At 68.9% G+C, this 23,205-nt stretch carries 25 protein-coding genes; 7 read left to right on the top strand and 18 right to left on the bottom strand.

What is annotated here, in order from left to right:
* Positions 1-139: 139 nt before the first annotated feature.
* Positions 140-946, top strand: a complete 807-nt coding sequence (locus tag AL346_RS12605; protein WP_019400302.1) for a (Fe-S)-binding protein — start codon at positions 140-142, stop codon at positions 944-946.
* 346 nt (positions 947-1,292) lie between these two features.
* Here the strand turns inward: AL346_RS12605 and AL346_RS12600 are convergent, their stop codons facing one another.
* Positions 1,293-2,039 (bottom strand): carbonic anhydrase, encoded by a 747-nt coding sequence (locus AL346_RS12600; protein ID WP_019400303.1) that lies wholly within the window; start codon positions 2,037-2,039, stop codon positions 1,293-1,295.
* 241 nt (positions 2,040-2,280) lie between these two features.
* Here AL346_RS12600 and AL346_RS12595 point away from each other — a divergent pair, with 241 nt between their 5' ends.
* Positions 2,281-3,717: a LutB/LldF family L-lactate oxidation iron-sulfur protein gene (locus AL346_RS12595; protein ID WP_019400304.1), complete on the top strand. Its 1,437-nt coding sequence runs from the start codon at positions 2,281-2,283 to the stop codon at positions 3,715-3,717.
* Positions 3,718-3,748: 31 nt separating this feature from the next.
* Positions 3,749-4,423: a lactate utilization protein gene (locus AL346_RS12590; protein WP_019400305.1), complete on the top strand. Its 675-nt coding sequence runs from the start codon at positions 3,749-3,751 to the stop codon at positions 4,421-4,423.
* Positions 4,424-4,591: 168 nt separating this feature from the next.
* Here the strand turns inward: AL346_RS12590 and sugE are convergent, their stop codons facing one another.
* From sugE to rocF, 4 genes are all read right to left on the bottom strand, one after another.
* Positions 4,592-4,915, bottom strand: coding sequence for a quaternary ammonium compound efflux SMR transporter SugE (sugE, locus tag AL346_RS12585; protein ID WP_019401762.1), 324 nt, complete (start codon positions 4,913-4,915; stop codon positions 4,592-4,594).
* Between the two features lie 172 nt (positions 4,916-5,087).
* Positions 5,088-6,023, bottom strand: coding sequence for an ornithine cyclodeaminase family protein (locus AL346_RS12580; RefSeq protein ID WP_019401761.1), 936 nt, complete (start codon positions 6,021-6,023; stop codon positions 5,088-5,090).
* Positions 6,024-6,282: 259 nt separating this feature from the next.
* Positions 6,283-7,494 carry an ornithine--oxo-acid transaminase gene (gene rocD, locus AL346_RS12575; RefSeq protein WP_019401760.1) on the bottom strand — a complete coding sequence of 404 codons (1,212 nt, stop codon included), beginning with the start codon at positions 7,492-7,494 and terminating at the stop codon, positions 6,283-6,285.
* The gene (gene rocF / locus AL346_RS12570; protein WP_245303201.1) at positions 7,491-8,489 is read right to left on the bottom strand and encodes an arginase; all 999 of its coding nucleotides are present in this window, start codon (positions 8,487-8,489) and stop codon (positions 7,491-7,493) included. Before rocF ends, rocD begins: the two co-directional genes overlap by 4 nt.
* Before the next feature lie 134 nt (positions 8,490-8,623).
* Between rocF and AL346_RS12565 the strand changes: the two genes are divergently transcribed.
* Both AL346_RS12565 and AL346_RS12560 read left to right on the top strand, forming a co-directional pair.
* Positions 8,624-9,049, top strand: a complete 426-nt coding sequence (locus tag AL346_RS12565) for an Lrp/AsnC family transcriptional regulator (protein WP_019404000.1) — start codon at positions 8,624-8,626, stop codon at positions 9,047-9,049.
* 196 nt (positions 9,050-9,245) lie between these two features.
* Positions 9,246-10,142: an omptin family outer membrane protease gene (locus AL346_RS12560; RefSeq protein WP_019403999.1), complete on the top strand. Its 897-nt coding sequence runs from the start codon at positions 9,246-9,248 to the stop codon at positions 10,140-10,142.
* A 9-nt stretch (positions 10,143-10,151) separates the two neighbouring features.
* On the opposite strand, the gene AL346_RS12555 is transcribed toward AL346_RS12560, so the two are convergent.
* From AL346_RS12555 to AL346_RS12535, 5 genes are all read right to left on the bottom strand, one after another.
* Positions 10,152-10,640, bottom strand: coding sequence for a DUF411 domain-containing protein (locus tag AL346_RS12555; RefSeq protein WP_040405319.1), 489 nt, complete (start codon positions 10,638-10,640; stop codon positions 10,152-10,154).
* 59 nt (positions 10,641-10,699) lie between these two features.
* A complete protein-coding gene (locus AL346_RS25950) occupies positions 10,700-11,305 on the bottom strand; it encodes a DUF305 domain-containing protein (RefSeq protein ID WP_019403997.1) in 606 nt (201 codons plus the stop codon).
* A gap of 58 nt (positions 11,306-11,363) precedes the next feature.
* Positions 11,364-11,843: a hypothetical protein gene (locus AL346_RS12545; RefSeq protein ID WP_053193719.1), complete on the bottom strand. Its 480-nt coding sequence runs from the start codon at positions 11,841-11,843 to the stop codon at positions 11,364-11,366.
* An 89-nt stretch (positions 11,844-11,932) separates the two neighbouring features.
* Positions 11,933-12,217, bottom strand: a complete 285-nt coding sequence (locus AL346_RS12540) for a DNA-binding transcriptional regulator (RefSeq protein ID WP_050996730.1) — start codon at positions 12,215-12,217, stop codon at positions 11,933-11,935.
* A 93-nt stretch (positions 12,218-12,310) separates the two neighbouring features.
* Positions 12,311-13,234 (bottom strand): LysR family transcriptional regulator, encoded by a 924-nt coding sequence (locus AL346_RS12535; RefSeq protein ID WP_026015446.1) that lies wholly within the window; start codon positions 13,232-13,234, stop codon positions 12,311-12,313.
* A 111-nt stretch (positions 13,235-13,345) separates the two neighbouring features.
* On the opposite strand from AL346_RS12535, the gene AL346_RS12530 reads away from it, so the two are divergent.
* Entirely contained in the window at positions 13,346-14,227 is an 882-nt protein-coding gene (locus AL346_RS12530; RefSeq protein ID WP_019403993.1) for an alpha/beta fold hydrolase, read from the top strand.
* Between the two features lie 113 nt (positions 14,228-14,340).
* On the opposite strand, the gene AL346_RS12525 is transcribed toward AL346_RS12530, so the two are convergent.
* Entirely contained in the window at positions 14,341-14,940 is a 600-nt protein-coding gene (locus AL346_RS12525) for a TetR/AcrR family transcriptional regulator (RefSeq protein WP_019403992.1), read from the bottom strand.
* Between the two features lie 94 nt (positions 14,941-15,034).
* On the opposite strand from AL346_RS12525, the gene AL346_RS12520 reads away from it, so the two are divergent.
* Positions 15,035-15,559 carry a DUF1772 domain-containing protein gene (locus AL346_RS12520; RefSeq protein ID WP_019403991.1) on the top strand — a complete coding sequence of 175 codons (525 nt, stop codon included), beginning with the start codon at positions 15,035-15,037 and terminating at the stop codon, positions 15,557-15,559.
* A 194-nt stretch (positions 15,560-15,753) separates the two neighbouring features.
* Here AL346_RS12520 and AL346_RS12515 read toward each other — a convergent pair whose 3' ends face one another.
* The 7 genes from AL346_RS12515 to AL346_RS12485 form a co-directional block, all read right to left on the bottom strand.
* Positions 15,754-16,401, bottom strand: a complete 648-nt coding sequence (locus AL346_RS12515) for a TetR/AcrR family transcriptional regulator (protein ID WP_019403990.1) — start codon at positions 16,399-16,401, stop codon at positions 15,754-15,756.
* Positions 16,402-16,412: 11 nt separating this feature from the next.
* The gene (locus AL346_RS12510) at positions 16,413-18,239 is read right to left on the bottom strand and encodes a long-chain fatty acid--CoA ligase (protein WP_019403989.1); all 1,827 of its coding nucleotides are present in this window, start codon (positions 18,237-18,239) and stop codon (positions 16,413-16,415) included.
* Positions 18,240-18,253: 14 nt separating this feature from the next.
* On the bottom strand, positions 18,254-19,063 hold the full coding sequence (locus AL346_RS12505; RefSeq protein WP_019403988.1) for an ABC transporter ATP-binding protein: 810 nt from the start codon (positions 19,061-19,063) through the stop codon (positions 18,254-18,256).
* 23 nt (positions 19,064-19,086) lie between these two features.
* On the bottom strand, positions 19,087-20,247 hold the full coding sequence (locus tag AL346_RS12500; RefSeq protein WP_019403987.1) for an ABC transporter substrate-binding protein: 1,161 nt from the start codon (positions 20,245-20,247) through the stop codon (positions 19,087-19,089).
* Between the two features lie 84 nt (positions 20,248-20,331).
* Complete coding sequence (locus tag AL346_RS12495) at positions 20,332-21,372, bottom strand: branched-chain amino acid ABC transporter permease (protein ID WP_019403986.1); 1,041 nt, start codon at positions 21,370-21,372, stop codon at positions 20,332-20,334.
* A 2-nt stretch (positions 21,373-21,374) separates the two neighbouring features.
* Positions 21,375-22,256 carry a branched-chain amino acid ABC transporter permease gene (locus AL346_RS12490; RefSeq protein ID WP_019403985.1) on the bottom strand — a complete coding sequence of 294 codons (882 nt, stop codon included), beginning with the start codon at positions 22,254-22,256 and terminating at the stop codon, positions 21,375-21,377.
* Positions 22,253-23,086, bottom strand: a complete 834-nt coding sequence (locus AL346_RS12485; protein ID WP_019403984.1) for an ABC transporter ATP-binding protein — start codon at positions 23,084-23,086, stop codon at positions 22,253-22,255. Before AL346_RS12485 ends, AL346_RS12490 begins: the two co-directional genes overlap by 4 nt.
* Positions 23,087-23,205: the final 119 nt, after the last annotated feature.

The raw sequence follows: 23,205 nt of genomic DNA, 5'->3' as shown, positions 1-23,205 counted from the left end.
GCCCTGCAACCGCCGGATGGCTGCCGTGCCGCGCGTCGAGGCCGCTTGCAACCGGCGCAACGGTTCGTCATGTTCTCGAACCGTTTAGAAAGCCTCGAAGCTGAACCGCCGGGAGACCGCACGTGAGGGACATCCGCCCGTGACTGCCGAAGCCGCCCCCGAAGTCGCCCGCCCCGGGCCGCGCGTCGGCCTCTTCGTCACCTGCCTCGTCGATCTCATGCGGCCCTCGGTCGGCTTTGCCGCGGTGAAGCTGCTGGAGGATGCCGGCTGCATCGTCGAGGTGCCGGTGCAGACCTGCTGCGGCCAGCCCGCCTACAATTCCGGCGATCGCGGCACGACCCGCGCCCTCGCCGAGCAGGTCATCGAGAACTTCCGCGGCTTCGACTATGTGGTGGCGCCCTCGGGCTCGTGCGCCGGCATGATCAGGAAGCACTATCCCGAGCTCTTCCACGACGACCCCAACTGGCTTCCGCGGGCCAGCGATCTCGCCGCCCGCACCCATGAGCTGACGAGCTTTCTCGTCGACGTGCTCAAGGTCCGGCACGTCGAGGCGCGCTACGAGGGGCGCGTGACCTATCACGATTCCTGCTCGGGCCTGCGCGAGCTCGGCGTCGCCCGCCAGCCGCGCCAGCTCCTGAAGACGGTCGCGGGCCTCGAGCTGGTCGAGATGCAGGAGAGCGACGTCTGCTGCGGCTTCGGCGGCACCTTCGCCGTGAAATACGGGGAAATCTCCGACGCCATCGTGACGAAGAAGGCGGAGAACATCACGGCCTCCGAGGCCGACACCCTGCTTGCGGGCGACCTCGGCTGCCTGATGAACATGGCGGGCAAGCTCGCCCGCGAGGGCAAGGCGACGAAGGTGCGGCACGTGGCCGAGGTGCTCGCGGGCATGACGGACGAGGCCCCCATCGCGGCCGCAGCGGCGCGGCGGAGCGGGAGCGCGTGAGCCCGGGCACACCACGGCACATTAGACTAAAGGCGAATTGCCCCTGATGCCGTCCCGTGGTGCCTCATCGTCCCGTGCTGCCGCCCTCGATTCCTGCGGGTCGATGGGCGTGATGCGTGAGCGCATCTCGCACCGGTCGGGCGATAACGACAAAGACAGCGACCGGCCGGCTGTCGGCCACAAGCTCCAAGAGGGGAGCGGCAAACCGCCACCGGGCAGGTGGGAGACCGTGCGCGGCCTCCCACCTGCCCATTGCCGCCGGAAACTGCGCCTCGCCTTTGCTCCCACGCCTTGCCCGTCCCTCTTCCGGAAGGTTCCGAGGAAGACGCTCGGCCTCTCTCGCGCGTCAGGTCTCGCGCAGGATCCTGCGATGGCGCGGCTGAACGGGGCGGGCGTTGTTCGGATAGAGCGCCGCGAAGCGGGCGACCTGCGTCTCCGCCACCTCCACGGGCGTGGTAAGCACGATCCAGTCCACGCCCTCGCTGCACGGGGGCGTCGTGAGCGAGCCGCTATAGCGCACATAGCGCCCGGCATCCGGCAGAAGGCCCGAGACATCGAGGCCCGTCAGGGCGGAGGAAGCGCCAGCCTGCTGCGGCGCATGCGCCAGGATCGTCTCGAAGGCCCCGTTGGCTCGCCCGCGCGCCAGGAGAACACCGAGCACGGCGAGGCCGCCGTCCGTACCGCGATGCACGAAGTGGCATTCCAGCGGAAAGCGCCTGCCGCGCAGGCGGTGCTCGCTCGGGTGGTGGAAGTGGAACTGGACGAGGTCGTAGACATCCTCGCCGACGACCAGCCTGTTGCCCGGTGCCGCATCGATCTGGACCGTATGGCCGTTGTTGGCGATGCGCGGGAAGCCGGCAGCATAGCGCGGATCGAGCTTCGGCAGGTCGGCGCGCCGGGGATGCTCGAGATCGATGGGCGATTGGCCGCGGCCGATGGCGCAGGCCCTGAACTCCTCCGACAGCTTGCCCCAGTATTCCGGCCCTTCGCCGCCCTCATACCCCCAATGCGGCTCGCCCGCCGCGGCGGCACCAGCGCAGATCGGGCAAAGCGCCAGGCCGGCAAAACCCTTGATGAAAGAACGGCGGTCCATGCAAGATCTCCAAATAATCAACGAGCATCGTATTCGGATACGGCGGCTTTCTCTGCGATAGCCGGATTGATATTGCCGGACTCTACTTCAGGAAGCTCCGCCATTGCTTGCACGGCGGGCACGGAAGGACAGCAGCGTGCGCCGGCGAAACGCTGCCCCACCGCAATTGGCCTCGCCTGTCGCACTTGACGCGCGGGACCCGTCCTCCTGATATGCTGACCGCCCGAGGGACGACAAAGACATGACGCTTCATCCCACCTCTCCGAAGTTCAAGGAAAACGCCCACCAGGCGCTCGGCGACACGCAGCTGCAGAAGGCGCTGGGCAATGTGCGGCAGGGCTTCATCGACAAGCGCGTGCACGCGGCCGAGCGGCTGCCCGAGTTCGAGGCGTTGCGGGATTCGGCGCGGGACATCAAGAATCACACCCTCGCCCATCTCGACCTCTACCTGGAGCGCTACGAGCAGGCGGTGACGGCGGCGGGCGGGCATGTGCATTTCGCCCGCACGGCGAAGGAGGCCTGCGACATCGTCGGCGCGATCTGCCGCCGCCTCGAGGCGAAGACCGTCACCAAGGGCAAGTCGATGATCGCCGAGGAGATCGGGCTCAACGCCCATCTCGAGGGCCTCGGCATGGAGCCGGTGGAGACCGACCTCGGCGAATACATCATCCAGCTCAGGAACGAGCCGCCATCGCACATCATCGCTCCTGCCGTGCACCTCACCAAGGAGCAGGTGGCGTCCGACTTCCGCCGTGTGCACAAGGGGCTCGACAAGGACCGCGACCTCACCGAGCCGGTGACGCTCCTCGGCGAGGCGCGCCAGGTGCTGCGCGAGCGCTTCCTCGCCGCCGATGTAGGCATCACGGGGGCAAACTTCCTCGTCGCGGAGACCGGTACCTCGATCATCGTCACCAACGAGGGCAACGGCGACCTGACGCAGACCCTGCCCAAGGCGCACATCGTGCTCGCCTCGCTCGAGAAGCTGGTGCCGACGCTGGAGGACGTCTCGCAGATCCTGCGCGTGCTCGCCCGTTCGGCGACCGGGCAGGACATGTCGGTCTACACCACCTTCTCCACCGGGCCGCGGCGGCCGGGCGACCCGGACGGGCCGGGCGAATACCACGTCGTCATCCTCGACAACGGGCGCTCGGCAATGCTGGGCACGGATTTCCAGGACATGCTGCGCTGCATCCGCTGCGGCGCCTGCATGAACCATTGCCCGGTCTATCACGCCGTCGGCGGCCACGCCTACGGCTGGGTCTATCCCGGCCCGATGGGCGCCGTGCTGACGCCGAGCCTCATCGGCGTCGACAAGGCCGGGCACCTGCCCAATGCCTCCACCTTCTGCGGCCGCTGCGAGAGCGTGTGCCCCGTGCGCATCCCGCTGCCGAAGATGATGCGCCACTGGCGCGAGCGCGAGTTCGAGCGGCACCTGACGCCGGCCACCGTCCGCTCGGGCCTTTCGGTATGGGGCTTCTTCGCCCGCCGGCCGACGCTCTATCGGCTCGCGACCGGCCTTGCCATGCGCGCGCTCGCCTTGGCCGGTGGCGGCAAGGGACGCCTGCGCTGGCTGCCGGGCGCCGGCGGCTGGACGCGCTATCGAGACTTCCCCGCCCCGCAGGGCGCCTCCTTCCAGGAGCGCTGGCGCAAGGAGCGCGCCAACCGGAAGGCGGCCTGACATGAGCGACCATCCCAAAAACGTTCCCCCCATGAGCAACGCCCGCGCCGAGATCTTCGCCAATATCCGCCGCTCGCTCGGCGTCACCGGCACCGAGGCGCCGCGCCGCGACGCGGTCGACGACCGCATCGAGCGCGCGCCCAAGGGGCTCATCCCCGGCCGTGGCCAGGTGACCGGCGCCGAGCGCGTCGCCCTCTTCAAGACTGAGGCCGAGCGGGCGCAGGCGAGCGTCGCCACGGTCGCTTCGGCGGACGAAGTGCCGGCGGCGGTCGCCGACTACCTGCGCCGCCACAACCTGCCGGCCACCGTGCGCATGGGCGCGGACGCGCGCCTCGCCGGCATGCCGTGGGGCGAGACGGCGCTCGAGATCGCCAGGGGCGTGAGCGACGGGCGCGACCTCAACGGCGTCAGCCATGCCTTCGCCGGTATCGCCGAATCGGGCACGCTCGCCCTCGTCTCGGGCGAGGACAACCCGACGACCATCAACTTCCTGCCCGACAACCACATCGTCGTCGTCAATGCGAAGGACCTCGCCGGCGACTACGAGGAGATGTGGGGCCGTATCCGCTTCACCTACGGCAAGGGGCAGATGCCGCGCACGGTGAACTTCGTGACGGGCCCGTCCCGCTCAGGCGACATCGAGCAGACGCTGCTGCTCGGCGCCCACGGCCCGCGACGCGTGCATATCGTGGTCGTGGAGGGATGAAGGAGGAGGTGCTCGGACGCGATACCGGCGGCTCTTTTGTCACATGTCATGCCCGCGCTCGTCGCGGGCATCCACGCCCTTAAAGGCTGCGCGACGTCGACGGCGTGGATGGCCGGGACGAGCCCGGCCATGACGAGAGCGGTTGCACTTCCCCGCCCCTAACCCAGGTCAGGCCGCCGGCGTGACGAGCTTCAGGCCGATGATGCCGGCGACGATGAGGCCGATGCAGGCGAGCCTGAGCGCGTCGGCGGCCTCGCCGAACAGCATGATGCCCAGCATCACCGTCCCGACCGTGCCGACGCCGGTCCAGATCGCATAGGCCGTGCCGAGGGGCAGGTTCTTGAGGGCAAGGCCGAGGAGGCCGAGGCTCACGATCATCGAGGCGACGGTGAGCGCCGTCGGCAACGGCCGGCTGAAGCCCTCGGTGAACTTGAGGCCGACGGCCCAGCCGACTTCGAACAGCCCCGCGAGAAAGAGATACGCCCAAGCCATGACGCATGATCCTGTCGTTGTGCCCGCCCGGCGCTGAACGCATGCGGGCGGGGCGGCGGCAGGGTCGTCCCGGCCAGGACAAGGCCCGGCCTGCGGCCGGGATGGGGTCGTCCCCACGCGGCAAGAGGTGGGACATGGGTCGCCGGTCGTCAAGGGCCAGCGGAGGTGGTGATCAGCCGGCCTGCCCCGCGATGAGGCGGGCGGCCGCGAGATCCTCCAGCGCATAGCCAACGGACTTGAAGAGGGTGATCTCGTCCTCGCCGGTGCGGCCCGGATGGGCGCCGGTGACGAGTTCCTTCAGGTCGGCGCGGATGTCGCTCTCGGCGATGATGCCGGCCGCCAGCGGCTGGGCGAGATCGCCGGCGAGAATGGCGCCGGGGCGCAGGTCGACGAACAGGCTCGCCCGCCGCACCGCCTCGTCGTCGGCCTCGCGCATGTCGCCCTTGAAGGCGCCGACGAGGTCGAGATGGGCGCCGGGCTTGAGCCATGCGCCGCGGACGACCGGCTGGGTCGCGCTCGTGCAGCAGGAGATGACGTCCGCCGCCGCGGCGCTTGCAGCGAGATCCTCGCAGACCTGCGCCGTCAGCCCCTCCTCCGCGAGGGCCGCGACGACCTGAGCCGCCTTGTCGGGGCTACGGCCATAGATCTCGATGCGGGTGAAGGGGCGCACGCTCGCATGGGCCGCCGCCATGTTGGCCGAGAGCTGCCCGGTGCCGACGACGAGGAGGTGCTGCGCATCGGCGCGCGCAAGGCGCTTGGCCGCGACCGCCGAGGCGGCGGCGGTGCGGCGGACAGTGAGTTCATCGCCCTCGTAGACGCCCTTGAGGCGCCCGTCGGCGCCGTCGAAGAGGAGGTAGGCGGCGTTGATGGTGGCGAGGCCGAGGGCCGTATTGCCCGGGAAGAAGGTGACGGCCTTGACGCCGATGCTGTCGCCGCCGATCCAGGCCGGCATCAGGAGCAGCGTACCGTCGTCACCCTTCGGGTTCGCGATGGTGAGGCTCTGGCGCTGGGGCACGTCGGCGCCTCTGGCGAACATCTCCTCGAGGGCGGCGATGAGGCCCGGCCACGGCAGGGCGGCACGGACCGCGGCGGCATCGAACATCTGCATGGTCAGATCGAATCCCGGTTGACGCTCACGCGATCTTTTGCGGAAACGGCGGCGGGCGGCAACCACCGTCGGCCCCTGCCTTTACACACGACCTCGCTTCCCGGGCGCATGCAGCGCGAGCGGAATGCGACCCGGGAACCGGCGTGAGGACTCGCCGAAGGCGCCGTATATCCCGCGGCGAATGGGCCCCGGATCAGCACCGCAGCATTTCATGCTGCAGCGCATCCGGGGCACGAGGGCGCCGCGACGCGCCCTCCCCTCACACCGCGCCGGTGAGCACCGGCTCTATCTGCTCCATCGCCCAGTCGATCTCCTCGCGACCGATGACGAGCGGCGGGGCGAGGCGGATGGTGTCGCCGTGCGTGTCCTTGGCGAGGACGCCGCGTGCCTGCAGGGCCTCGCAGTAGCGGCGGGCGCCGCCGGCTTCCGGATGGAGCTCGACGGCGATCATGAGGCCGCGCCCGCGCACTTCGCGCACGATGTTGCTGCGCAGGCCGGCGAGCGCCTGCTGGAAATAGGCGCCCTGCACAGCCGAGTTCTCGATCATGCCCTCTTCCGTCAGCACCTTGAGCGCAGCGCGCGCGACGGCGCAGGCGAGCGGATTGCCGCCGAAGGTCGAGCCGTGCTGACCGGGCTTCAGCACCCCGAGCACCTCGGAATTGGAGAGCACGGCCGAGACCGGATAGAAGCCGCCCGACAGGGCCTTGCCGATGAGGGTGACGTCCGCCTCGATGCCCTCATGCTCCTCGGCCAGCAGCTTGCCCGTGCGGCCGAGGCCGGTCTGGATCTCGTCGAGGATGAGGGTGACGTTGTGCGCGGTGCACAGCTCGCGCACGCGCTTGAAATAGCCGGCCGGCGGGATGACGACGCCGGCCTCGCCCTGGATGGGCTCGACGAGGAAGCCGACGGTGTTGGGCGTGATCGCCGCCTCGAAGGCGGCCGCATCGCCGAAGGGCACGACGCGGAAGCCCGGCGCGAAGGGGCCGAAGCCGCCGCGCGCGTCGGGGTCCGTCGAGAAGCCGACGATGGTGATGGTGCGGCCGTGGAAGTTGTTGGCGCAGACGATGATCTCGGCCTGGCCCTCCGGCACGCCCTTGACCTCGTAGCCCCACTTGCGCACGGCCTTGATGGCGCTCTCCACCGCCTCGGCGCCGCTGTTCATGGGCAGCACCTTGTGCGAGCCGGTGAGCGTCGCGACCTCCTCGTAGAACAGCGCCAGCTGCTCGTTGCGGAAGGCGCGGGAGGTGAGCGTCAGCTTCTTCGCCTGCTCGACCATGGCGGCGAGGATCCTGGGGTGGCAATGCCCCTGGTTGACGGCGGAATAGGCCGACAGGCAGTCGAGATAGCGCCGCCCCTCCACGTCCCACACCCAGACGCCCTCGCCGCGCGCGAGCACCACGTCGAGCGGCTTGTAATTGTGGGCGCCGAGTGCCTGTTCGAGGGCGATGAAATCGGCCGAGAGCATGGTCATGAGGTGGTCTCCGCAAAGGTCGCGGCGGCGCGGGCGATGCCGCGCTGGCCGGCGGGACGATCGAGCACCGAGCGGCCGAAGAGGCTCGCCGTCAGCTCGGCGAGCACCACGGCGCTGCGGCCGCGCTCGTCGAGGAAGGGGTTGAGCTCGACGATGTCGAGCGAGCCGACGAGGCCGCTGTCGTGCAGCATCTCCATGACGAGATGGGCCTCGCGATAGGTCGCGCCGCCGGGCACGGGGGTGCCGGCCCCCGGCGCCACCTCGGGATCGAGGAAGTCGACGTCGAGGCTGACGTGCAGGTGCGTCCGCGCCGGATCGAGATCGGCGAGGATGCGGCGCAGCAGCACCGAGACGCCGAACTCGTCGACGAGGCGCATGTCGATGCCGTCGAGGCCGTTGAGCGCGATCGCCCGCCGCTCCTCCTGGTCGATCGAGCGCAGGCCGAAGAGATGCACGTTCTCCGGCGCGAGCGGCGGGAAGCGATGCTCGCCGAGGAGCGGCCGCAGGCTCTCGTCGCCGCACAGCATGGCCACCGGCATGCCGTGGATGTTGCCGGACGGGCTGGTCGCCGGCGTGTTGAAATCGGCATGGGCATCGAGCCAGAGCAGCACGAGGTCACGCCCCGTCGCGGCGCAGTGGCGCGCGACGGCGCTCACCGTGCCCATGGAGATGCTGTGGTCGCCGCCCATGAAGACCGGCATCCGCCCCGCCTCGAGGATCGAGAGCGCCCGCTCGTGGGCGGCGCGGACGAAGCCCGCGACGGTGCCGGCGCTGCGGCAGCGCGCGGCGAGTTCCGCCGGCAGGTCGCGGTCGGCGACCGCGGCCGGCGTCACATCGCCGTGGTCGTGCACGCGATGGCCGAGCCCCGTCAGCCGCGCCGCGAGCCCGGCCGTGCGCAGGGCGGCCGGCCCCATCAGCGTGCCGGCGACGGCACCGCCGGCCTCGAGCGGAATACCGAGAAGGCCGATGTCACGCGGCCCTGCAATGTCCTTCACCCGTCTCGTCCCCTTCGCCAGAAGCTGATGCGTCGCGAGAGAATGGGGACCACGACCTCTAACGAAAAGGCAGCAATGTGTTACGATATGCCACCAAGCAAGCATATCGCCAGGACAAGAGAGCATTTCGCCAGATGGCCGACCTCGACGACACCGACCGCCGCCTGATCGACCTCCTGCGCAAGGACGGGCGCATGCCGGCGGCGACCCTGGCGCGCATCCTCGGCGTCTCGCGCGCGACGGTGCAGAACCGGATCGACCGCCTGATGAGCCGGGGGGTGCTCGTCGGCTTCACCGCGCGGCTGCGCAGCGACGTCGAGACGGTGCCCGTCCGGGCCCTGACGATGCTGGAGGCGCGCGCCACCGACAACCGGCCGGTCATCGCCGCCATCCGCCGCATCCCGGAGGTGGCGCGCATCTATTCCACCAACGGACGCTGGGACGTGGTGGTGGAGATCAACGCCGGCGACCTCGCCACACTCGACCGCGTGCTGACGGAGATCCGCTCCATCCGGGGCGTCACCCATACGGAAACGAATATCCTGCTGACGGAGCTTTAGCTGCCCATCCGCAGCCTTAAATATGCACAACATATCAACAGACAACTTCTGATTGTACCGACTCAGCCAATCCTCCTAGCCTGCACAAGACTTGGCGCAGCGGGAGGCTTCAGTGCTGACATCACGTTCAAGAAAACTATTTCTCTCAAGTGTCGCGGCAGCAATACTTCTTCCAGGCGCCGCACTCGCAGCCGATTTGCCGTGGATTACGGAAAAGCCACGCCCACAGGCGCCGCTCAGCTCGAATTTTTCCCTTGAGGTATTCACTGGTTACCTGACGGGCACCATCGAGCAGGCCGCCTACAACTGCTGCGGGGAGCAATTCGCCCATACCAGGTGGAAGATCGACGATGCCGGCATCGTCGGCGCGACCCTGACCTACCGTTGGGACTGGCTCGACCTGCGCCTCTCCGGCTGGACCGTGGCGTGGTCCGGCAATTCCTCCGATTCCTTCACGGATGCCATCATCTGCGACCTCGGCTGCCGGACGCGGGTGAACTGGCGCAACGACAAGGCCAAGCTGCCGACGATGTATCAGATCGATGCGTCCATCGGCATCAACATCTACCAGGACACGAGCTTCACCCTCTCGGGCCTTGCCGGTTACCGCTACCTGCGGGTCGGACTGAAGGACCGCGGCAGCCATGCCCTGTCCAACGAAGTGCTCGGCGACCTGTCCGACCTGCCGCTGTCGTCGTCCTACGACCAGTGGTGGCATACGCCATACATCGGCATCGGCGCCAGCTACGACGGCGGCAGCTACCGCCTCATGGCGGAGGTCATCGGCAGCCCGATCGTCTTCGCCAGCGACAGGGCCAGGATTAACAGCATCGCAGCCGACCAGAACTTCATCTACTACAGCAACTATATTTCGGAGGCGGACTATCAGACCTGGATGGTCGGCACGACCATCGGCGGCGAAGTCCGCCTCACCGATGCCTTGGCCCTGACCGGAAAGGCCCAGTACCAGTACTACGAGGCCAAGAAGGACAAGGCGACCATCAAGGGGGCCTGCTGCGGCACGGCCGCAGCCTCGCAGAGCGGGGATCTCTCCGCCCTCACCCTGACGGTGGGCCTCAAGGCCTCGTTCTGACGCCGCGCCTCAGCCCTTGAGCAGGCGGCCGCCCTCGTAGCGGGCGAAGGCGCGCTGGCCGGCCGGGCCGAACAGCAGGACCTCGTAGGTATCGGGCGCGACGCCCTCCACCTCCATGCCCGGCGAGCCGACCGGCATGCCCGGCACCGCAAGGCCGGTGCCGACCGGCCGCTCGGCAAGGAGGCGGACGACGGCATCCGCCGGCACATGGCCTTCGAGCACATAGCCGGCGACCTCCGCCGTATGGCAGGAGGCGAGGTCCTGCGGCACGCCGAGGCGCGCCTTGACGCGGTTGATCGCGGTCGTCTCGACGACCGTCACACGAAAGCCGGCTGCGCGCATGTGCTCCACCCAGGCCTCGCAGCAGCCGCATGCCGGATCGCGGCTGACCGTGACGGGCGGCAACGCCTCCGCCGCGGCGGCCGGGAGACGGGCGACGACAGCAAGAGCTGCGAGGCCCGCAAGAAGGCCGCGCCTGTCAATCGTTCTCGATGTCATGTCGGATATCCCTTCCGACGGGAGAGCGGGGCGGCGGCACGGCCGCCCCGCCCTTGCCGTCACTTCTTCTCGTTGGCCTCGAGCCAGGCCCTCATCATGGCGATCTCGCTCTCCTGCGCCTGGACGACGCTCTCGGCCAGCTCGCGGATCTTGGGGTCCTTGCCGAAGGCGAGGACCACCTTGGCCATGTCCACGGCACCCTGGTGGTGCGGGATCATGGCGCGCACGAAATCGGCATCCACATCGCCGGTGAAGGTCACGGCCATGTCGCGGTGCATCCGCTCGTTGACGGCATTGAACGCGAGGGAGGCGACGCTCTGGTCGCCCCTGGGCGTTCCCGCCATGCCGGAGCCCATGCCCTGGCCCATGCCAGAACCCATGCCGTGGCCCATGCCGCCGCGGCCCATCATGGCCTGCATCATGCCTTGCATCATGGGGCAGCCGCCCTGGCCGGCGCCCATCATGCCCATGCCCGGCATCGCCGCGGGCGCCTGGGCCTGGGGCGCCTGGGCTTGGGGCATCTGGACTTGGGGCGCCGTGGCCTGTCCGCTCTCGGCAGGTGCGCCGTGGTGGGCGCCGTGCCCGGCATCCGGAGGCTGCTGGGCAAAGGCAGGGGCGGCCATGCCCACGGCGAGCGCGAGCGCAATCATGGAAATCTTCATCATTCTTCTCCTCGATCGGATCGATATGCCTGGCGCCGCAGGGCATCGCCCGCGGCCGCCTTCAGGCGCGAGGAGGAGGCGTTGCCGTCTCCGGCGATATGCCCTCCGGGAGGGCCGCAGCCATCCAGGGCCACAGGCCGCCGGGGCGGGATGAGAACGCGGGCGCGCCGACCGACGGCAGCACGGAGGCCGAACAGGCCGACATGAGGCAGACGGCGAGGCAGTCGCGCCCGGCCGCGGCCGGCGGATGGCCGGGGCAGCAGCCCTCGTCCACCGAGGCCTCGCCCGCCGCTGCCTCGATCGCCATCGCGTGCTCGCGCCCGACGTCGTGCTCAGCCGGCCGAACGGCGCCGGCGGAATGGCCGGCATGCGCCCGGTGACCCGCATGCGCTGATATCGTCGCCTTGGGCGTGACTTGCTCGGGCCTTGCGTCACCGGCCCTCGCCTCGGCCATGCGACCTCCCCCCGCGAGGCCGCCGAGAAGGACGGCCATGGAGGCGAGGAGCGCAAGGGAGCGGGCGCCGCGCAGCAGCTTCAACATGGGGTCATCTTAGCACAGCGCCTCGCCCGGTCATCGCGCTTCCGCGCCGCGGGGAGCGATGCGCCGCTCGCACCTCTCGACGCCGGCGCTCAGCTGTCCGTCTCCGAGGTCAGTTCGTCCGGCGGAATGAAGTCGTTGCGGCGCGCCCTGAGGCGAACGCCGGGCCCGCCGACGGTTGCCGCGCCGTCGTCGAGGAAGACGATGCCCGCCTCCTCCAGCACCCGCCGGATGGCGGCGAGATTGTTGACGATGGGCAGGGTGCGGCCGGTCTCGAAGTTGCGCACCGTGGACAGGCCGACGGCGGCGGCCTTCGCCAGATCCTCCTGGGACAGATCCACCATGGCACGTGCCGCGCGGCACTGGGCTGGGGTCATCGGAGCTCTCCGTGACGATTTCCGATCATGATAACGAAAACCGTCGTCCCGAGCTATCGGTTCCGCCCCGCGCCCGATTGTCGAAAGGCTTTGTCAGGGCGCGACGTCCACCTTCAAGCGCGCGAAGGCGGCTCGCAGGCGCGGGATGGCGAAATCGACGAAGGCGCGCACCTTCGGCACGGAGAGGCGGCGCTCGGGGGTGATGAGGTGGACGGGAAGCGGTGGCGGCTCGTCGGTCTCGAGAATGATCGCGAGCTCCCCGGCCCGCACCTTCTCGGCCACATGATAGGAGAAGAGCCGCACGATGCCCCGCCCCTCGGCGGCCGAGGCCACGGCAGCCCGGACGCTGTTTACCACCAGGCGCGGCGCGAACGAGACGGCCCGGGGAAGGCCGGACCGGCCGGCGGGTGGAAAGCTCCACGAGTCGATCCCGCCGAGCGGCACCGTCACGATCCGGTGCCCAGCGAGGTCGGCCGGGGTCCTGATCGGCGGGTGGGCCGCAAGATAGCGCGGGGCGGCGGCGACCACGCGGCGCACCTCGCCAAGGTGCACGGCCACCATGGAGGAATCGGGCAGGTGCGCGATGCGCAGCGCGACGTCGATCCCCTCGTCGATGAGGTTGACCGGACGATCGAGCAGATCGAGCCGCGCCGAGACCTCCGGAAAGGCATCGAGAAAGCCGTCGAGGACGGGGCGCAGCACCTCCTCCCCGCTCACCACGGGCGCCGTGACGGCCAGGGTGCCGCGCGGCGCCGAGCGCTCGCCCGCGGCCAGCATGTCGGCCTCCTCGAGATCCGTGAGCACGCGCCGGCAGGCGGCGGCATAGCGCTCGCCCGCCTCGCTCAGCCGGATGGAGCGGGTGGTGCGGTGGAGGAGAGGCACGCCGACATGGCTTTCGAGAAAGCTGATCGCACGGCTCACGGCGGCCGGTGAACGGCCGAGCCGCCGCCCGGCGCCGGCAAGGCTGCCTTCATCAAGGGCGGCGACGAACACCCTCATCGCGTCGATGCGATCCATGGCCATTCCGAGATGCGGAAGAGTGACCGCCTATTGTCGTGCATTCCGACGAAAGCGGCAATGATGGAAGGTGGCTGCAACGGGCATCGGCCCGGCAGATACCGGAGAGAAATGATGACCAGCGCCCCTCCCATCGCCCTGCGCACGGCCCATGTCGGGCCGGTGACGGTCTTCTACCGAGAGGCGGGCGACCGGCGGAACCCGACGCTCCTGCTGCTGCACGGTTTTCCGACCTCGTCGCACATGTTCCGCCAGCTGATCCCGCTGCTCGCCGACCGCTATCACATCGTCGCACCGGACCTGCCCGGCTTCGGCTACACATCGGCGCCGCCGCGCGGCGAGTTCGCCTATACGTTCGACAACCTGGCGCAGGTCGTCGAGCGCTTCACCGGTGCCATCGGTCTCACCCGCTATGCGATCTACGTCTTCGACTACGGCGCCCCCGTGGGGTTCCGCCTGGCACTCGCCCGCCCCGAGCGCATCACCGCCATCATCTCGCAGAACGGCAACGCCTATGAGGAGGGCCTCGGCGAGGACTGGGCGCCGGTGCGCCGCTACTGGCAGGACCCGAGCCAGGACAACCGGGATGCGCTCCGCCCCATGCTGACGCTCGACGGCATCAAGTGGCAGTATGTGCACGGGGTGCCCGATGCCAGCCAGGTCGCGCCGGAGGCCTACTGGCTCGATTACGCGCAGATCAACCGCCCGGGGAACGACGAGATCCAGCTCGACCTGTTCGGCGACTACGCCAACAATATCGCCATGTACCCCCAGTTCCAGGCCTATTTCGCCGCCCGCAAGCCGCCCTTGCTGGCGGTGTGGGGACGCTGGGATCCCTTCTTCCTGCCGCCGGGGGCCGAGGCCTACAAGCGCGACAATCCGAATGCCGAGGTACACCTGCTCGACACCGGGCATTTCGCGCTCGAAACCCACGCCGAGGAGATCGCCACCTTCATCCGGCGGTTCCTCGAGCGAAGCGTGCCGCGGAGCTGAACAGCCTCGACAGCCAGCGCCGAAGACGGCGGGCGGCCATGCGAATGCGCCGCCCGTAATAACGAAAATCGTCCTGGCCAGGAAACGTCGGCCGGCGTCGGGGTTGCGCCCTCTCAGCTTGCGCAGAGCTTCCTGAATGCTGTCATTGCAGCAGCCGCCCTGGCGCGGATCTCGGCTTCCGGCAGGGCAGCCATCGCGCGGATGACCCGCCGGATCTGCTGATCCCCCACCAGCAGGCTCAGAAACCATTCGGCTGCGACACGGGCGGAGGGTGCAGCCAGAACGTCAGTCTCCAGGCCTTGCCCGATCAGCGCCTCGATCAACGGCAGCACACTGTCCCGACCAGCGGCGGCGATGGTCGCGCCCAACTCGCCGCTCGGGTCGGACGCCGCTGCCCGATTGAGCGAGATGGCTCGCTCGCCCAGCAGCATGGACAGGAGGAGGGGGGCAACCTCATCGAGTGTCGCCAGCGGATCTGCGCCGCAACCGATCGCCGCCTTGAGGGCGGCAGTTGTCGCTGCGGCGTTGCCCGCCACCATCGCCTTGAAGAGGCCGCGCTTGTCGCCGTACCAGCGGTAGAGCGTCTCGTTCGAAGCCCTTGCCTCCTTCGCGACGGCGAGCATCGAGGTGCCGCCATAGCCCCGGTCCTTGAGGAGCCTGTACGCGGCCTCCTCAATCTGCCGGCGCCGTCCGGATCTCATCTCCTCGCGCATCGAACCCTTCCAACATTGCCTTGACGCGGAGCGTACACATCTGTACGAAAAACAAAAAGGCGTACATAGAAATACGGATTTTACGGAGGCTGCAATGCACCGACTGGTCCGGGCACTGTCGGTTGCGTCCATCGTCTTCTGCGGTGCGATCTTCGGCTTCTTCTACGCATGGGTCTGCTCCACCATGTGGGGGCTCGACCGGGTGGACCCCCGCATCGCAATCGAGGCAATGCAGGCGATGAACGCCTCCGTGCGCAATGCGGTCTTCTTTCCGGCGTTCTTCCTGACGCCGGTCGTCCTGCTGACCGCGGCGGCCGCAGCGCGCCTTGGCGGCGAAGGCGCCGCTGCCTTCTGGTTCCTTGCCGCAGCCGGCATCTACCTGGTTTTCGGCCTTGCCCCAACGATGGCCGTCAACGTGCCCATGAACGAGGCGCTCGCGGCAACGACAGTACCGGCCAGCCGGGAGAGCGCGCAGGATGTCTGGATCAGCTATTCGGAACGCTGGCAGTTCTGGAACCAGCTGCGAACGCTCGGAGCCGGCATTGCCCTCGCCCTTGCCGGGATCGGCGCGACCTGTTTGCGGCTCCCCCTGGCCGATACCGGCCCTTCCCGCCGGTAACAACGGCAAGCGGCAGAGACGAAATGCCCCGCCGGGCCGGGCGGCCGGGCGGGGCAAGTGAGGCAACAGGCAGAGTAGGCGGAAGCCACTCCGCATCCGGGCGGTAGGCCCGGACCTCATGGGGTGCAGCGCACCGATTCATCGTACGACAGGATCCACGCCGAAGCTGGTGCGAGGCGTGCCGGCGCTTCGCCTCAGGGCGCGGCAAGCGCTCCGGCCGCTGCAGGCGGATTGGCGATGCCGTGGACGAGGACGTCGATGAGCTGCCGGGCCACCGTATCGACGTCGAGGGGGCCTGCGGGATTGTACCAGCGGGCGATCCAGCTGAGCGCGCCGGCGCCGGCGAAGGCGATGAGCTTGGGGTCGCAGGCGCGGATGGAGCCGTCTGCGATGCCGTCCTCGACGACGCTGCGGAAGCGATGGTCGATCTTGCTCTTGAGGGCGCGCAGCTGCCGCCGCGTCTCGACCGGCAGCGGGTCCTCGCCGACGAGGATCAGGCAGCGCCCGAAATCCTCCGTGACGATGCGCGCATATTCCGTCCACAGCGCGACCAGCCGCGCGAGGCCGGTGCCGCCCGGCAGCACCGTGCGGGACGCGGCGTCGAGACGCTCGAGGCCGATGCGCACGCATTCGAAGAGGATCTCGTCCTTGCTCCTGACGTAATAATAGATCGTCGGCTTCGAGACGTTCAGCCGCTCGGCGACATCGTCGAGCGAGGTCTTGTGGAAGCCCTGCTCGTTGAAGGCGCGCGCGGCCGCGCGCAGCACCGCCTCGCGCTTCATCTCACGGTCGCGTTCGCGCTCCTTCCGCGTCTTCCAGGGGGACAGGCCCGCGCTCGTCATCGCCGTCCCTCTCACGCCACGCGCGCGGCGGGCGCATAGAGCGCCTCGATCTCGGCGGCGTATTTCTTCGCGATATTGGCGCGGCGGACCTTCATCGTCGCCGTCACCTCGTCGTCGTCGTGGTCGAGCTCCTTGGTGAGGAGGTGGAAGCGCTTGATCTGCGCCACCGGGGCGAGCTCGGCATTGGCGCGTTCGACCTCCAGGGTGACGAGCTCGCGCACGCGCGAGTGCTCGGCAAGGCTGCGGAAGTTGCTGAAGCCGATGCGCTGGCTCTCCGCCCATTGCGCCACCGTCTCGCCGTCGATCTGGATGAGCGCGGTGACGTAGCGGCGCCCGTCAGCCACCACGATGCATTCCTTGATATAGGCGCTCGTCTTGACCGTGTTCTCGATCTCCGACGGGCTCAGGTTCTTGCCGCCTGCCGTGATCATGATGTCCTTGAGCCGGTCGACGATACGCACCTGCCCGTCGACGAAGGCAGCCACGTCCCCCGTATGCAGCCAGCCGTCGCGCAGCACCGCGCGCGTCGCCTCCTCGTTGCGGTAATAGCCCGCGAAGACGAGGTCGCCCCGGACCAGCAGCTCCCCCGCCTCGCCGAGCCGGACCTCGGCGCCGGCGACGGGCTCGCCGACGGCGCCCGGCACGAGGTGGCCGAGCCGCTGCCCGGTGACCATGCCGGAGGTCTCGGTGAGGCCGTAGACTTCGACGAGCGGCACGCCGAGCGTGCGGAAGAAGCGGACGATACGCTGCGGGATGGGCGCGGCGCCGGTCAGCGCCACCTTCACCTCGCGCAAGCCGATGAAGTTCTGCAGCGCCCGGAAGATGAGCGCGTAATAGAGGGCGAAGACGGCCCGCTCGCGCCAGGTCCTCTGTCCCTTCGGCTTCTCGGCGAAGGGCTCGCAGGCGCGCATGCCGGCCTCGAACAGGCGTTTGCGCCAGCCGCCGGCCTCGGCGAGCTTGATGTGGATGGCGGAGTGCAGCTTCTCCCAGATGCGCGGCACGCCAAGGAAGAGGCTCGGCGCGACCTCGCGCAAATCCTCCTGCACCGTCCTGATCGACTCGCCGAAGGAGACGCAGGAGCCGGCATAGATCGGCGCCATGGTGCTCAGCATCTGCTCGGCGACATGGCACAGCGGCAGGTAGGACAGGCTGGTCGTCGACGCGTCGAAGCCGAGGCGCTCGATGGTGCCGGCCGCCTCGGCGCGCATGTTGCGGTAGCTGAGCATCGCCCCCTTGGGCTTGCCGGTGGAGCCCGAGGTGTAGACGATGAGGGCGGTGTCGCCGAGCTGCTGGCGGGCGAGGCAGGCATCGATCGCGCCGGGCTCAGAACGTTCATGTTCGGCACCCAGCCGCTCGAGCTCGGCGAAGGTCGTGATGCGGTCCTGCGGATAGTGACGCAGGCCCTTGGGCTCGATGACGATGATGCGCCGCAGGTGGGGCAGTTCGTCGAGCCGCTCCAGCACCTTGTCGGTCTGCTCCTGGTCCTCGCAGACGACGATCTCGACGCCGGCATGGCCGAGGACATAGGCGACCTCGTTGGCCGGGCTCGTCGGATAGACGCCGATGGTGACCGCGCCGACCAGCCCGGCCCCGAGCTGCGCAATGACCCATTCGGCGCGGTTTTCGGACAGGATGCCGACATGGCCGCCCTCGCCGAGGCCGAGCGCCCTGAGGCCGAGGCCGACATGGGCGGCGCGGCTGTAGTAGCCGGCCCAGGTGATGGGCTGCCAGATGCCGAAGTCCTTCTGCCTGAGGGCCAGGCGGTCCGGCATCGTCCGTGCGTTCTCGCGCAGCATCTGCGGCAAGGTCAGCGGCGGCAGTTCGGAAGCGGCCTGCATCTGGGCAACCTTTCTCAGGACAGCCAGCGCTTGCGGCGCTTGTAATGCTTGACGTCGCGGTAGCTCCTGGCGTCGCCCCCGCCGCCGAGGCCGAGATAGAACTCGCGCACGTCCTGATCGTGGATGAGCTTGTCAACCGATCCCTCGATCACGAGCTTGCCCGTCTCCATGATGTAACCCTGGTGCGCTACGGCGAGTGCGACCGTGGCGTTCTGCTCGACGAGCAGCATGGAGACCCCCTCCTCCGCATTGATGCGCGCGATGATCGTGAAGATCTCCTCCACCATCTTGGGCGCGAGGCCGAGCGAGGGCTCGTCGAGCAGGATCAGCGACGGCTCGGCGACGAGGGCCCGGCCGATGGCGAGCATCTGCTGCTCGCCGCCGGACAGGTAGCCGGCGAGCCCCTTCCGCCGCTCGTGGAGGCGCGGGAAATAGCTGTAGACGCGCTCGAAGGACGGCTTCGACGCGCCGCGCCCGGTGAGGGCGAAGGTCGCGGCCGTCAGGTTCTCCTCGACGGTGAGGTCCTCGAAGATGCGACGCCCCTCCATGACGTGGAAGAGCCCGCGCCGCACCAGCCTGTGCGGCGCGAGCGCAGCGATGTCCTCTCCGGCGAAGCGGATCGCGCCGCTCGTCACCGCCCCGTCCTCGATGGCGAGCAGGTTGGAGACGGCCTTCAAGAGCGTCGACTTGCCCGCGCCGTTCGAGCCGAGCAGGGCGACGATGCGCCCCTTCGGCACGACGAGCGACAGGCCGCGCAGCACCTGGATCGTGCGGTTGTAGACGACCTCGATGTTGTCGACCTCGAGCAGGTGCGGCGCGGCCATGGCTTCTTGTCTCCGTGCTGCCGTCACGCCTCGAGGCGGATCCAGTCGGACGCCGGCTTCATCTGCTTCGCCTTGCCGTCGAAGGCATAGATGCGCCCGACCGGCACGGAATTGCCGGGGATCGAGATCGGCACGCCGAAGAGGCCGCCGGTATCGAAATCCTTGATGCTCTTGAGGCCGGCCTTGAGATTGGCGCCGGTCAGTTCCTTGCCGGCGGCGAGCGTGCGCTTCACCGCCTCGCACATCAGGAGCGCGGTGACGAAGCCCTGCAGGTAGGCGGTCGACTGGTATTCGGGCCGCATCTGCCGGATCTTCTCCAGCATCGGGCTCTCACCCTCGGTGTCGTAGTAGTAGCGATAGGGCATGACGCCCATGAAGCCGTCGGCCGCCTCGCCCATGCGCTCGACGGTGGAGTTGTCCATGCTCCAGAAGGTGCCCATGAACCGGCTGGCGAGGCCCATCTGCTTGGCCTGGGTGATGAACTCCGGTATGGGCGCCAGCACGTAGCCGTGGAAGATCGCGAAGTCCGGCCGCGCACGGCGCAGCTTCAGCACCTCGGTCGAGACGTCGACACTGCCCGGCGGCGTCACGATCTTCTCCACCACCTCGAGGCCGAGCGTCTTGGCGAGCGCCTCGCTCGGCACGATCGGATCGCGGCCGAATTCCGTGTCGGAATAGACGAAGGCGAGCTTGGCGCCGGCCTTCTCGTTGGCGATGTAGCGCAGGAGGATGCCGAACATCTCCGAATAGTCGGGCCCGGCCATGAACTGCAGCGGATATTTCTTGGGGTCGTTCAGCTCGCTCGCGAAGGAGGCACCGGCCATGAGGATGGAGCCGCGGCGCTCCAGCTCCGGGTTGATCGTCTTCGAGAAGCCAGTCGAGTCGCCGTAATAGAGCGACACCTTCTCCTGGCTCGTGATCTTGTTGAAGGCCGCGACCGAGGCATCGACCTTGTAGCCCGTGTCCTCGGCGACGTACTTCACCTTGCGGCCCTCGACGCCGCCGGCGTCGTTGACGATCTTCAGGTAGTCCTGGATGCCGGCGTGGATGCCGATGCCCGCGAAGGCGAAGACGCCGGTCAGCGGGATCGAGCCGCCGAGCACGATCTCGTCCGCGCCCTGCGCCCCGAGCGGCCGGATGCCGAGGGCGAGCCCCGCCCCCGCCGCGGCGCCCGCCGAAAGCACATGTCTTCTCGTCCAATCCCTCATCATCTGCCTCCCTATTCTTGGCCGCTCTTGCCGGCGGCTCCACGCGAGATTGCCGGCTCCTCAGGTCCTGAAGGGCCAGAGATGGAAAAAGCGGCGGATGCGGCGCCAGATCTCCGCGAGCCCGTGCGGCTCGAAGATCAGGAAGCCGACGATGAGCGCGCCGAAGACGATGGTGCGCACCGGCGCGAGCAGCGCGAGCGCATCCGGATAGAAGGGCGTGACCAGGCCGGCGACGAACTTCAGCAGCTCCGGCACCATGGTCATGAAGACGGCGCCGAGGATGCCGCCGAGGATGGTGCCCATGCCGCCGACGATGATGGCGGCGAGGTAGAAGATCGAATTGACGAGCGGGAAGCTCTCCGGCGTCACGACTCGGAAGAAATAGGCCCACAGCCCGCCCGCGAGCCCGGCGTAGAAGGACGAGACGGCGAAGCTCATCAGCTTGTAGCGCAGCAGCGGGATGCCGAGCACCTCGGCCGAGATGTCACGGTCGCGGATGGCGATGAAGGCCCGGCCGACGCGCGTGCGGAAGAGATTGGCGGCGCCGAGCACCATGAGCACCGTCACCGGCAGGATCAGCCAGTAGAGCTGGAACGGCTGGTCGAGCGCCAGGCCGAAGAGGCGGGCCGGCGGCATCGACAGCCCCTGCATGCCGCCCGTGAGCGGCCAATGCGCGAAGACGAAGTGGAGGACGACCGAGGCGGCAATGGTGGCGATGGCGAGATAGAGCCCCTTCACCCTGAGGCTCGGGATGCCGACGCCGATGCCGACGAGCGCCGTCAGAAGCCCGCCGACGAGCAGATTGAGGAGGAAGGGCGTGCCGACATGGATCTCGAGCACGGCGACCGTATAGGCGCCGACGCTCATGAAGGCCGCCTGGCCGAGGCTGACGAGGCCCGTATAGCCCGTGAGGATGTTGAGCCCCGTCGCGCTCGCGACATTGATGGCGCACAGGCAGGCGAGGAACAGCCAGTAGGGGCTGGCGACGAAGGGGAAGAGGACGGCCGCGGCGCAGGCGAGGAGGATGAGGAGCTTCTGCAGGCGCGTGTCGAACAGCGCCTCGTCCGCCGCATAATCCGTCTTCAGCGTGCCGATGCGCATCGTCAGAGCCTCTCGATCTCGTGCGTGCCGAAGAGGCCGTAGGGCCGGACCATCAGGATGAGGATCAGGATGCTGAAGGTGACGAGGAACCGGTACTCGCCCCCGAGGAAGGTGCCGGCGAAAGCCTCCACCACGCCGATGAAGAGCCCGCCGACGAGCGCGCCCGCCATGGAATCGAGCCCGCCGACGATGACGACGACGAGCACCGAGAGGCCGAAGACACCCATGGTCGGCGAGATGCCGCCGATGGCCCCGACGAGGACGCCCGCCCCGGCGGCGACGCCGCAGGCGACGATCCAGCTCAGCGAGAAGACCCGCGGCACGTCGATGCCGACGGAATAGGCCGCCGCCTGGTCCGCCGCCGTCGCCTTGAGCGCCACGCCGCCGCGCGAGAAGCGCAGCCCCAGCACGAAAGCCGTGACGACGACCATCGCGGCGAGGAAGCCGTAGGCGACCTTGGGCGCGACATAGGCCTCGCCGATGAAGATCGGCGCGCTCGGCAGGAATTCCGGCAGGCGCAAGGGATCGGCGCCCCAGACGATCTGCACGAAGCCGGCGAGGATGGAGCCGAGGCCGATCGTCACCATGAAGACGGAGATGGGGCTTTCGCCCAGCATCGGCCGGATCAGCCCGCGCTCGACGACGGCGCCGACGAGCGCCCCGGCGAGGATGGCGACCGGCAGCGCCATCCAGGCGGGAAGGTGCCAGCCGGCGGCGGCGCCGAAGAAGGCGTAGCCGCCGAGCATCAGGATCTCGCCGATGGCGAGATTGACCACGCGCGTCGCCTTGTAGATCAGCACGAAGGCGACGCCGGTCACGGCATAGAGCGCGCCGGAGCCGAGCCCGGCCAGGAACACCTCGGCGAGGAAGAGCCAGTCCGTCATGCCGCCTCCGGTCCGCTGATGCGGCGGCCGAGGTCGCCGGCACCGAGATAGGCCGCGACGACCGCCGGATCCGCCTGGACCGCGGCCGGGCCGCCCTCGGCGATCACCTGGCCGAAATTGAGCACGACGACGTGATCGGAGATGTCCATGACCATGCCCATGTCGTGCTCGACCATGAGGATGGTGACGTCCCATTCCTCCTTCACGTCGAGGATGAAGCGGGCCATGTCCTCCGTCTCCTCGCGGTTCATGCCGGCGACGGGCTCGTCGAGCATGAGCAGGCGCGGGCGCATGGCGAGGGCACGGGCAAGCTCCACCCGCTTGCGCAGGCCGTAGGGCAGCGTCGCCACCGGCGCGTTGCGGATGTGCTGGATCTCGAGGAAATCGATGATGCGCTCCTCGATCTCGGCCCGCAGTTCCAGCTCCTCGCGCCGCGCGCGGCCGCGGTAGACGAGCGCGTCGAGAAGGCCGGTGCGCATATGGGCGTGGCGGCCGAGCTTGATGTTGTCGAGCACCGTCATGCCGCGGAAGAGCGCGATGTTCTGGAAGGTGCGCGCGAGGCCGAGCCTCGCCCGCTCTGGCGGCGCCGTGCCGGCGAGGCTCCGGCCGTCGAAGGCGATGTTGCCGGAGCGGGGGCGGTAGAAGCCCGAGATGGTGTTGAAGAGCGAAGTCTTGCCGGCGCCGTTCGGCCCGATGACCGCGGTGATCGACCCGCGCCGCACCGAAAAGGACACATCGGTCAGTGCCCGCACGCCGCCGAAGGCGAGCGACACGCCCTCGACGTCGAGGATCACGTCGCGCGCCGCCTCCGTCACGGGCAGCCCTCGCATCGCGGCGTCCGTCCGCCGATCGCGTCGGGGAAGCACGGCCGGCTTGGCGCGACGACAGCGTCGGTGCACGCCGTCGCCCGCGGGACCGGCCTCTCGGCCTGCTCCATCGGATCTCCTCC

This window comes from Chelatococcus sp. CO-6, assembly GCF_001271345.1.
GTDB lineage: Bacteria > Pseudomonadota > Alphaproteobacteria > Rhizobiales > Beijerinckiaceae > Chelatococcus_A > Chelatococcus_A caeni.
Note: the sequence above shows the minus strand (reverse complement) of the source record. Positions and strands in the feature narration are given on the sequence as shown.